The organism is Cereibacter johrii, from assembly GCF_001720585.1.
Lineage (GTDB): Bacteria > Pseudomonadota > Alphaproteobacteria > Rhodobacterales > Rhodobacteraceae > Cereibacter_A > Cereibacter_A johrii.
The window spans coordinates 1-10,346 of the sequence record NZ_MABH01000172.1 but is presented as its reverse complement, the minus strand read 5'-3'; the positions used below and the strand labels follow the sequence as shown (position 1 = coordinate 10,346).

Annotated in this window: 11 protein-coding genes; all 11 read left to right on the top strand. The window is 68.0% G+C overall.

Features of this window, described 5'->3' with window-relative positions:
- The first annotated feature begins 281 nt into the window (after positions 1–281).
- Complete coding sequence (gene nifH / locus A9O63_RS16345; protein WP_069332891.1) at positions 282–1,157, top strand: nitrogenase iron protein; 876 nt, start codon at positions 282–284, stop codon at positions 1,155–1,157.
- A gap of 61 nt (positions 1,158–1,218) precedes the next feature.
- The gene (gene nifD, locus A9O63_RS16340; RefSeq protein WP_069332890.1) at positions 1,219–2,700 is read left to right on the top strand and encodes a nitrogenase molybdenum-iron protein alpha chain; all 1,482 of its coding nucleotides are present in this window, start codon (positions 1,219–1,221) and stop codon (positions 2,698–2,700) included.
- A 99-nt stretch (positions 2,701–2,799) separates the two neighbouring features.
- Positions 2,800–4,320: a nitrogenase molybdenum-iron protein subunit beta gene (nifK, locus tag A9O63_RS16335; protein ID WP_069332889.1), complete on the top strand. Its 1,521-nt coding sequence runs from the start codon at positions 2,800–2,802 to the stop codon at positions 4,318–4,320.
- Between the two features lie 264 nt (positions 4,321–4,584).
- The gene (nifE, locus tag A9O63_RS16330; protein ID WP_069332888.1) at positions 4,585–6,048 is read left to right on the top strand and encodes a nitrogenase iron-molybdenum cofactor biosynthesis protein NifE; all 1,464 of its coding nucleotides are present in this window, start codon (positions 4,585–4,587) and stop codon (positions 6,046–6,048) included.
- A 1-nt stretch (position 6,049) separates the two neighbouring features.
- Positions 6,050–7,417 (top strand): nitrogenase iron-molybdenum cofactor biosynthesis protein NifN, encoded by a 1,368-nt coding sequence (gene nifN, locus A9O63_RS16325; RefSeq protein ID WP_069332887.1) that lies wholly within the window; start codon positions 6,050–6,052, stop codon positions 7,415–7,417.
- 13 nt (positions 7,418–7,430) lie between these two features.
- Positions 7,431–7,865: a nitrogen fixation protein NifX gene (nifX, locus tag A9O63_RS16320; RefSeq protein ID WP_167354633.1), complete on the top strand. Its 435-nt coding sequence runs from the start codon at positions 7,431–7,433 to the stop codon at positions 7,863–7,865.
- A complete protein-coding gene (locus A9O63_RS16315; protein ID WP_069332885.1) occupies positions 7,862–8,332 on the top strand; it encodes a NifX-associated nitrogen fixation protein in 471 nt (156 codons plus the stop codon). The genes nifX and A9O63_RS16315 overlap by 4 nt, the downstream gene beginning before the upstream one ends.
- Before the next feature lie 114 nt (positions 8,333–8,446).
- Positions 8,447–8,758, top strand: coding sequence for a ferredoxin III, nif-specific (fdxB, locus tag A9O63_RS16310; protein ID WP_069332884.1), 312 nt, complete (start codon positions 8,447–8,449; stop codon positions 8,756–8,758).
- Positions 8,739–9,278 (top strand): nitrogen fixation protein NifQ, encoded by a 540-nt coding sequence (locus tag A9O63_RS16305; RefSeq protein WP_069332883.1) that lies wholly within the window; start codon positions 8,739–8,741, stop codon positions 9,276–9,278. The genes fdxB and A9O63_RS16305 overlap by 20 nt, the downstream gene beginning before the upstream one ends.
- Positions 9,279–9,763: 485 nt before the next feature.
- On the top strand, positions 9,764–10,084 hold the full coding sequence (locus A9O63_RS16300) for an iron-sulfur cluster assembly accessory protein (RefSeq protein WP_009565964.1): 321 nt from the start codon (positions 9,764–9,766) through the stop codon (positions 10,082–10,084).
- A 9-nt stretch (positions 10,085–10,093) separates the two neighbouring features.
- A partial coding sequence (locus tag A9O63_RS16295; protein ID WP_141703102.1) for an iron-sulfur cluster assembly scaffold protein occupies positions 10,094–10,346 on the top strand: 253 nt, incomplete at its 3' end.

Here is a 10,346-nt window from a genome sequence, read left to right as displayed (position 1 = left end):
CTTTCACTCTGCCCAAATATCCCGCGGGGGTCCGGGGGCGCGCAGCCCCCGGCTTCTCCGCGGCCGGCCCTTCCGCCCGTCGCGCGCCATTGTCGGGGAATTGTCGGTTTTCGCACAAGGCCCGTCCCGGCCCGTCCCCCGCCCAAGCCATCGAATAAGTCGCGGAAAAACAATGTAAAAAACCAGCCCGCGCCTCTTGGCACGGCGGCTGCTTTTCCAGAGGGCGAGACCGGCGGGCACCGCCGCCTTCACCAGAGACACCCTTCGCAAAGGACATGACCATGGGAAAACTCCGGCAGATCGCTTTCTACGGCAAGGGCGGGATCGGCAAGTCGACGACCTCGCAGAACACCCTCGCGGCGCTGGTCGAGATGGGCCAGAAGATCCTCATCGTCGGCTGCGACCCCAAGGCTGACTCGACCCGCCTGATCCTGAACACCAAGCTGCAGGACACCGTGCTTCACCTCGCTGCCGAAGCGGGCTCGGTCGAGGATCTCGAGCTCGAGGATGTGGTCAAGATCGGCTACAAGGGCATCAAATGCACCGAGGCCGGCGGGCCGGAGCCGGGCGTGGGCTGCGCGGGCCGCGGCGTCATCACCGCCATCAACTTCCTCGAAGAAAACGGCGCCTACGACGACGTGGATTATGTCTCCTACGACGTTCTGGGCGACGTGGTCTGCGGCGGCTTCGCCATGCCGATCCGCGAGAACAAGGCGCAGGAAATCTACATCGTCATGTCGGGCGAGATGATGGCGCTCTATGCGGCCAACAACATCGCCAAGGGCATCCTGAAATATGCCAACTCGGGCGGCGTGCGTCTGGGCGGCCTGATCTGCAACGAGCGCAAGACCGACCGCGAGCTGGAACTGGCCGAAGCCCTGGCCGCGCGTCTCGGCTGCAAGATGATCCACTTCGTCCCGCGCGACAATATCGTGCAGCACGCCGAGCTCCGCCGCGAGACGGTCATCCAGTATGCGCCCGACAGCAAGCAGGCCAACGAATATCGCGAGCTGGCCCGCAAGATCCACGAGAACTCGGGCAAGGGCGTGATCCCCACCCCGATCACCATGGAAGAGCTGGAAGAGATGCTGATGGATTTCGGCATCATGCAGTCCGAGGAAGACCGGCTCGCCGCCATCGCCGCCGCCGAGGCCTGATCCGATCGGGGGCCGGGCGCCGCCCGGTCCCTTTCCCTCCCTGCCGAATGGAGCCCGCCCCATGGCGAAAGATATCGCTGACTCTGCCGAGACCAACATGAAGCTGATCGAGGAGGTGCTGGCCGCCTACCCCGACAAGGCCAAGAAGAAACGCGCCAAGCACCTGAATGTCGCGGCGCCCGTCGTGGAGGCCGAACCCGGCATCCAGTCGAAATGCGACAATGTGAAATCGAACATCAAGTCGGTCCCCGGCGTGATGACCATCCGCGGCTGCGCCTATGCCGGCTCGAAGGGCGTGGTCTGGGGCCCGGTCAAGGACATGCTGCACATCAGCCACGGCCCCGTCGGCTGCGGCCACTACAGCTGGTCCCAGCGCCGCAACTACTACACCGGCACCACGGGCGTGGATTCGTTCGTGACGATGCAGGTCACCACCGACTTCCAGGAAAACGACATCGTCTTCGGCGGTGACAAGAAGCTGGAAAAGACCATCGACGAGCTGAACATGCTCTTTCCCCTGAACAAGGGGATCTCGATCCAGTCCGAATGCCCGATCGGCCTGATCGGCGACGACATCGAGGCGGTCTCGAAGAAGAAGGCCAAGGACATCGGCAAGCGCGTCGTTCCGGTGCGCTGCGAGGGCTTCCGCGGCGTGTCGCAGTCGCTCGGCCACCATATCGCGAACGACATGATCCGCGACTGGGTGCTGGAAGCGGGCGAGGGCGCGCGCGCGGGCTACGAGCCGGGCGCCTATGACGTCAACATCATCGGCGACTACAATATCGGCGGCGACGCCTGGTCGAGCCGCATCCTGCTGGAAGAGATCGGCCTGAACGTCATCGCGCAATGGTCGGGCGACGCGACCATCGCCGAGATGGAGCGCGCTCCGGCGGCCAAGCTGAACCTCATCCACTGCTACCGTTCGATGAGCTACATCTGCCGGCACATGGAAGAGAACCACGGCGTGCCGTGGATGGAATACAACTTCTTCGGGCCCTCCCAGATCGCGGCCTCGCTGCGCGACATCGCCGCGAAGTTCGACGCCAGGATCCAGGCCAATGCCGAAGCGGTCATCGCGAAATACCAGCCGCTCGTCGATGCGGTGAACGCGAAATACAAGCCGCGCCTCGAAGGCAAGAAGGTGATGCTCTATGTGGGCGGCCTGCGTCCGCGCCACGTCGTCGACGCCTACCACGACCTGGGCATGGAGATCGTGGGCACCGGCTACGAATTCGCCCACAACGACGACTACAAGCGCACCGGCCATTACATCAAGGAAGGCACGCTGATCTACGACGACGTCTCGGGCTACGAGCTCGAGAAATTCGTCGAGGCCATCCGTCCGGATCTCGTGGGCTCGGGCATCAAGGAAAAGTACAACACGCAGAAGATGGGCATCCCGTTCCGTCAGATGCACTCCTGGGACTATTCCGGCCCCTACCACGGCTACGACGGCTACGCGATCTTCGCGCGCGACATGGATCTCGCGATCAACAACCCCGTCTGGGGCATGTTCGACGCGCCCTGGAAGAAGACGGCCTGAGGCCAGCCCAAGGGGGGCCTGCTCCCGCCCCCCGACCCTCCCCTCCACCCATGCAAGGTGCGTCCCGGAATGAGGACGGCCAGCAGAAGGATCATGCTTATGCCGCAGTCGGCCGAAAAGGTTCTGGATCACAAGGATCTGTTCAAGGAACCCGAATATCAGGCGATGCTCGAGAAGAAGCGCGCCACCTACGAGAATGCGACGCCCGCCGAGACGGTGGCCGAAACCGCGGACTGGACGAAGTCCTGGGACTATCGCGAGAAGAACCTCGCCCGCTCCTGCGTGACCATCAACCCGGCCAAGGCCTGCCAGCCGCTCGGCGCGGTCTTCGCCGCCGCCGGCTATGACAGCACCATGAGCTTCGTGCACGGCTCGCAGGGCTGCGTGGCCTACTATCGCTCGCACCTCGCCCGCCACTTCAAGGAGCCGTCATCGGCGGTGTCCTCCTCGATGACCGAGGATGCGGCGGTGTTCGGCGGCCTGAACAACATGGTGGAAGGGCTCGCCAACACCTACGCGCTCTATTCGCCGAAGATGATCGCCGTCTCCACCACCTGCATGGCGGAAGTCATCGGCGACGACCTCAACTCCTTCATCATCAAGTCGAAGGAAAAGGAAAGCGTCCCGGCCGACTTCCCGGTGCCCTTCGCCCATACGCCGGCCTTCGTGGGCAGCCACGTCGACGGCTACGACAACATGCAGAAGGGCATCCTGTCGAACTTCTGGAAGGACGCGCCGCGCACCGCGGGCGAGGGGCTGAACATCATCCCGGGCTTCGACGGCTACTGCGTGGGCAACATCCGCGAGATGCGCCGGATGCTCGGCCTGATGGGTGTCGAGGCGACCGTTCTGGGCGATGCCTCGGATGTCTACGACACGCCCTCCGACGGCGAATACCGCATGTATGCGGGCGGCACCACGCAGGAGGAGATCAAGGAGGCCCTGAACGCCAAGGCCACGCTCTCGCTGCAGGAATATTGCACCCGCAAGACGCTCGCCTTCTGCGAGGAAGTGGGTCAGCAGACCGCCGCCTTCCACTATCCGATGGGCGTGAAGGCCACCGACGAGTTCCTGATGAAGGTCTCGGAGCTGACCGGCAAGGAGATCCCGGAAGCGCTCCGCCTCGAGCGCGGCCGCCTGATCGACGCCATGGCCGACAGCCAAGCCTATCTGCACGGCAAGACCTACGCCATCTTCGGCGATCCCGACTTCGTCTATGCCATGGCCCGCTTCGTGATGGAGATGGGCGGCGAGCCGAAGCACTGCCTCGCCACCAACGGCGGCAAGGAGTGGGAAGCGCAGATGAAGGAGCTGCTGGCCTCCTCGCCCTTCGGCGAAGGCTGCCAGGTCTGGGCGGGCAAGGACCTGTGGCACCTGCGCTCGATCCTCGCCACGGAACCGGCGGACCTGCTGATCGGCAGCAGCTACGGCAAGTACCTTGAGCGCGACTGCAACGTGCCGCTGATCCGCCTGACCTTCCCGATCTTCGACCGCCACCACCACCACCGCTTCCCGACCTTCGGCTACCAGGGCGCGATCCAGGTGCTGGTGAAGATCCTCGACAAGATCTTCGACAAGCTCGACGACGAGTCCGACATCTCGTTCGACCTGACCCGCTGAGCCGGTGCGGCGCGCCCTCGGGCGCCCGCCAGCCAGGCGCAGGACGGCCGGTGCCCCGCACCGGCCGTTTCTGCATGGCGCGCGCCCCGGGGCCCGCGAGAGAGGATCCTCCTGCAGCGCCCTGTCGCAGATGCGACAATGCGGTGCCGAACGGCGGCGGAAAGGAGACGCGGCCCGGCTTTCGCCCGATCTGACAGAGAGTTACGCGGCTCCGCCCGCTTGGCACGCCGGCTGCTTCTTTCCCTGCAACCGAAGGAGCGGCAGATGTCGGAAGCCTTGAAGCAGAAGATCCAGGACGCCTTTCACGAGCCGGGCTGCGCCACCAACACCGCCAAGTCCGAGGGCGAGCGCCGGAAGGGGTGCGCGAAACAGCTGACGCCCGGCGCCGCTGCCGGGGGCTGCGCCTTCGACGGGGCGATGATCGCGCTGCAACCGATCACCGACGTGGCCCATCTGGTCCATGCCCCGCTCGCCTGCTGGGGCAACGGCTGGGACAACCGCGGCTCGGCCTCGTCGGGCTCCGACCTCTACCGCCGCGGCTTCACCACCGACCTTACCGAGCTCGACATCGTGATGGGCCGCGGCGAGGCCAGGCTCTTTCGCGCCATCCGCGAAGTGATCGCGCAGGAGAACCCGGCCGCGGTCTTCGTCTATGCCACCTGCGTGACCGCGCTCATCGGCGACGACATCGGCGCGGTCTGCAAGGCCGCCGCCGAACGGTTCGGCCGCCCGGTGATCCCGATCAACGTGCCGGGCTATGCGGGCTCGAAGAACCTCGGCAACAAGCTCGGCGTGGATGCGCTGGTCGAGCATGTGGTGGGCACGATGGAGCCCGCGACGGAGACCGCCTGCGACATCAACATCTTGGGCGACTTCAACCTGTCCGGCGAGCTGTGGCAGGTGAAGCCGCTTCTGGACCGCCTCGGGATCCGCATCCTGGGCTCGGTCTCGGGGGACGCGCGCTATGCACAGGTGGCCATGATGCACCGGGCGCGGGTGACGATGCTCGTCTGCTCGCACGCCTTCCTGGGCATCGCCCGCAAGCTTGAGGACCGCTACGGGATCCCGTGGTTCGAGGGCAGCTTCTACGGCATCTCCGACACGTCCGACGCGCTGCGGACCCTGTGCCGGATGCTGGTCGCCCGCGGCGCGCCCGCGGACCTCCTGACCCGTTGCGAGGCGCTGATCGCCGAGGAGGAGGCCCGCACCTGGGCCGCGCTCGAACCGCTGCGCCCCGCCGTGGCCGGCCGGCGCGTGCTGCTTTACACCGGCGGGCACAAGACATGGTCGGTGGTCTCGGCCCTGCAGGAGCTGGGGATGGAGGTGGTCGGCACCTCGATGCGCAAGGCCACGCCGGGCGACCGCGAGCGCGTCACCGAGATCATGGGGACGGACGCGCACATGTACGAGAACATGGCCCCGAAGGAGATGTACCGGATGCTGCGCGAGGCGCGGGCCGATGTGCTCATGTCGGGCGGGCGGTCGCAGTTCGTGGCGCTGAAGGCCCGCGTGCCCTGGATCGACGTGAACCAGGAAAAGCACGAACCCTACGCGGGTTACATGGGCATGGTCGATCTCGTGCGCGCCATCGACCGGTCGATCAACAACCCGATGTGGGCCGAGTTGCGCGACCCCGCCCCGTGGGACCGGCCCCCGGAGGCGGCACCCGCTGCGCCGTTCGAGCTTGCGGCCGTGCCCGGCTCGAAAGCCGATTTCGAGGATTGCTGACATGGCCCGCCTGATCCACCCCGACCGCGCGCTCTCGACCAACCCGCTGAAGGTCTCGGCCCCGCTCGGCGCCGCCATGGCCTATCTCGGCATCGAGGGCGCGATCCCGCTCTTTCACGGCGCGCAGGGCTGCACGGCCTTCGCGATGGTCCATATGGTGCGCCACTTCAAGGAGGCGATCCCGCTTCAGACCACGGCGATGAACGAGGTCTCGGCGATCCTCGGCGGCGGCGAGCAGATCGAGGAGGCGATCGAGAACCTGCGCAAGCGCGCGAGCCCGCAATTCATCGGCATCGCCTCGACCGCGCTCGTCGAGACCCGCGGCGAGGATATCGCGGGGGAACTGCGCGAGATGCTGGCCCGCCGCCGCGACTTTGCCGATACGGCGGTGGTCTATGCCGCCACCCCGGATTTCGCGGGCGGGCTCGAGGAGGGCTGGGCCCGCGCCGTCGAGGCCATCGTCGAGGCGCTCGTGGCCGAGGGGCCGCGGCGGCTCCGGCAGGTGAACCTCCTGCCCGGCGCCAACATGACCGCCGCCGACATCGAGGAGATCGCGGGCCTGATCCGCGCCTTCGGCCTCCATCCGGTGATCCTGCCCGATCTCTCGCTCTCGCTCGACGGCCATCTGGCCGAGGACTGGCGCGGCCATTCGCTGGGCGGCACGCGGCTGGCCGACATTGCGACGATGGGCGGCTCCATCGCGACGCTGGCGCTGGGCGAGGCGATGCGCCCGGCGGCCGAGAAGCTGGCCGCGCTGGGCGTGCCCGCGCATGTCTTCCCGTCGGTGACGGGGCTCAAGGCGGTCGATGCGTTCGTGGCGACCCTCATGCGGCTTTCGGGGGCGGAGGTGCCCGCAGCCGTGCGGCGCGACCGGGCGCGGCTGGCGGACGCGATGCTCGATGCGCATTTCCACATCGGCGGCCTGAAGGTCGCCATGGGTCTCGACCCCGACCTCGGCCTCGCGCTCGGCACCACGCTGGCCGCCATGGGCGCGGAGCTGACCGTCGTGGCCAGCACGGCGAGCCCCGCCGTGGAGCGCCTGCCGGTCGAGGAGGTGCTGATCGGCGATCTCGGCGATCTGGAGCGGCTGGCCCGAGCCTCCGGCGCGCGGCTTCTGCTGACCCATGCCCACGGCCGGATGATGGCCGAGCGGCTGCATCTGCCCCATGTCCGGGCGGGTTTCCCGATCTTCGACCGGCTGGGCACGATGGATGCCTGCCGCACCGGATACCGCGGCACGCGCGCCTTCCTCTACGAGATCGCCAATGCCGTGCTCTCGCATCCGCACCGGCCGCGCCCGGAGGATTTCGGTGCCGCCCGCATCTCCCCGGAGTTCGACCATGCCCCCCCGCCGCCTCAGACTCATTGACCCGGAGCCCCCCATGACCGACCCGGCCTGCGCGCCCCTCAGGATCGCCATCGCGACCAACGACCTCGAAAACCTCAACGCCCATTTCGGCTCCTGCCGGAGTTTCGCTCTCTGGGACGTCTCGGCGACATCCGCGCGGTTCGTGGAAGCCATCGGCTTCGACGAGACCACCGATCAGGGCGGCAGGCACGACGACAGCGCCGACCGCATCGCCCCCAAGGTCGAGGCGCTGGCGGGCTGCGCGCTCCTGTTCGTGCTGGCCATCGGCGGTCCGGCCGCGGCCCGCGTGGTGCGCGCGGGCGTCCATCCGATCAAGCGCAAGGAGCCCGAGCCGATCTCGGCCATCGTGGCCCAGGTGCAGGACATGCTGAACGGCAACGTGCCGCCCTTCCTGCGCAAGGTGCTCGGCCGTCCTGCCCCCAGCTTTCTCGAGGAGGAGACCCGATGAGCGAGACCGAGACCCTGCCGCGCGGCGGCCTCTATCCGGCGAGCGACTATCTCGACCAGCTGGCCGCCATCGTCCGCGCGCAGGACAGCTACGGCCACTGGGACGGCAAGACCGACGCCGAGCTTCTGGCCGACTATATCCTCACCCCCGAGGAGCGGCGCGAGATGCCGATCATCAGCGATCCCGAGCCCGAGACCATCGCCCGGATCGAGAAGTTCTACGATGCGGTGGGGCTCCTCGTCGAAAAGCGCACCGGCATCATGGCGGGGCACATGGCGAAGTTCCACCACGAGGGCTTCGGCCGGGTGGTGCTGATCGGGGGCAGCCTCGTGCTGGTCTCCAAGCACATGCGCGACGTCCACCGCTTCGGCTTCGCCAGCTACGAGAAGCTCGCCGAGGCGGGCGAGAAACTCGCCTCGGCCGCGGTGCGCAAGATCGAGGCCCATCCCGAGGCCGCGCGCGACTGATCCCGGCCGCCGCGCGCCGTCCTTCCCCGCCCTGCCGCGGGGATCCCGCACGGTCCGCCGCGCTCGACGCGGCGCCCCCATCCCGGCGCCCGCGCGCCCAGACAGGAGACAGACTTGTTCATCACCGCATTCACCCGGGGCGGCACCGAATATACGCCCAAGTTCCTCATCTCGATCGACCTGAAGACCTGCATCGGCTGCGGCCGCTGCTACAAGGTCTGCGGTCAGGACGTGCTGGCGCTGCGCGGCGTCACCGAGGAGGGCGAGCTCGTCGACTGTTCGGACGATGAGGACGATGACGACGATGACGACGAGATCCTCCGCAAGGTCATGGTCATGGCACATCCGGAGCTCTGCGTCGGCTGCGGCGCCTGCGCCCGCGTCTGCCCCAAGGATTGCCAGACCCATGAACCAGTGGAGCGCTGACCTCTTCACCGGCGCTGCGGCCGACCGGGCCGACATGGCGGCGATCCTCGCCCATGCGCTGCGCGAGCAGGCGGCGGGGCGGGGGGAGCTCTGCGATCTTCTGGGGCTCGAGCCCGCGGCGCTCGAGGCGCTGGCGCGGCGCTGGTGCCCGGGCCTCACGCTTCCCGCCCTGTCCCCGCCCGGGCCGCTGCCCCTCGAACAGTCCGATCTGGCGACGCTTCTCCTCTGGCGGGGCGGGCGGACCAGCGACGAGGCGCGCTGGCTGGCCGCCATCCTCGCCCGCCGTGCGCTCGAGGCCAACCATCTGTGGGAGGATCTGGGCCTGCCCTCGCGCGGCCATCTGGGCAGGCTCATCGAGCGGCATTTCCCGCGCCTCCATGCCGCCAACAGTCGCAACATGCGCTGGAAGCGCTTCTTCTACCGCCAGATCTGCACCGACAACGGCGGCACGATGTGCCTCGCGCCGAACTGCGACGCCTGCGCCGAGCAGCCGCTCTGCTTCGGCCCCGACGCCGATTGACGGCTCGGCCTGCCGCGGCCCTGCCGCGCGACGGGCGCTCCCGGTCCGAGGACCATCCTCGTGACCGGCGCCGCCTGCGGAAGCCCGTCCTGCCGGACACACCGGATCCGCACAGGATGGCGGCCGGGACCGTGGCCCGCTCAACAGGCGCCGCCACGCCCGGGCGCCGATCCCCGTCAGGACAAGCCGGGGCCGAAGGGCACGTTGTCGCGTTCGGCGCGCCCGGTCTTTCCGGGCAGCGGTCTGCCTGACCGTTCCTGCCGGGTCCGTCCTGCGCCGACCCAGGCAGGTCGGCCGGGATCCTGCCCGGCCCGTCCGCCGGTCCCCGCCTCGTGCCTTCTGTCGTGAAACCGTCATTGTCGGATTCCCTCCGACGGGCCGGCGGGCAGGATCTTCCGCAACTCCCTGCGGTGCCTTGCGCCCGGAACTTGGCACGCCCCGTGCTTCTTCTTCAGCGGGAGCCCGCGACACGCAGGAGAGTTCGGATGATCCAGATTACCCCCGCCGCTCAAGCCGCCATCAAGGGAGCCATCGAGGGCGCCGGCCAGCCGGTCGCAGGCCTGCGCCTGATGGTTCAGTCGGGCGGATGCGCCGGCCTCAAATACGGCATGTCGCTGGAGCTGACGGAAGCCCCCGACGATCTGGTGGTCGAGGCCGAGGGCCTGCGGGTGCTGATCGATCCGCAGAGCGGCACCTATCTGAACGGCGTGACCATCGACTTCGTGACCTCGCTCGAGGGCACCGGGTTCGTGTTCGACAACCCGAACGCCAAGGGCGGTTGCGGCTGCGGCAAGTCCTTCTGCTGAGGTGGTGCCATGCTCGACGAAACCGGAAAGGCGCTCGATCTCTTCTTCAACCCGCGGAACGCGGGGCCGCTCGAGGCGGCCGATGCGGTGGGCACCGCCGGCAGCCTCGAGGCGGGCGATGCGATCCGGCTGATGCTGCGGATCGAGGCGGGCCGCGTGGCCGAGGCGCGGTTTCTGGCCTTCGGCGGGGCGCATGCCATCGCCTGCGGCTCGGCGCTGACGGTGCTGGTCACGGGCCTCGATCTCGCCGCCGCGGGCGCGC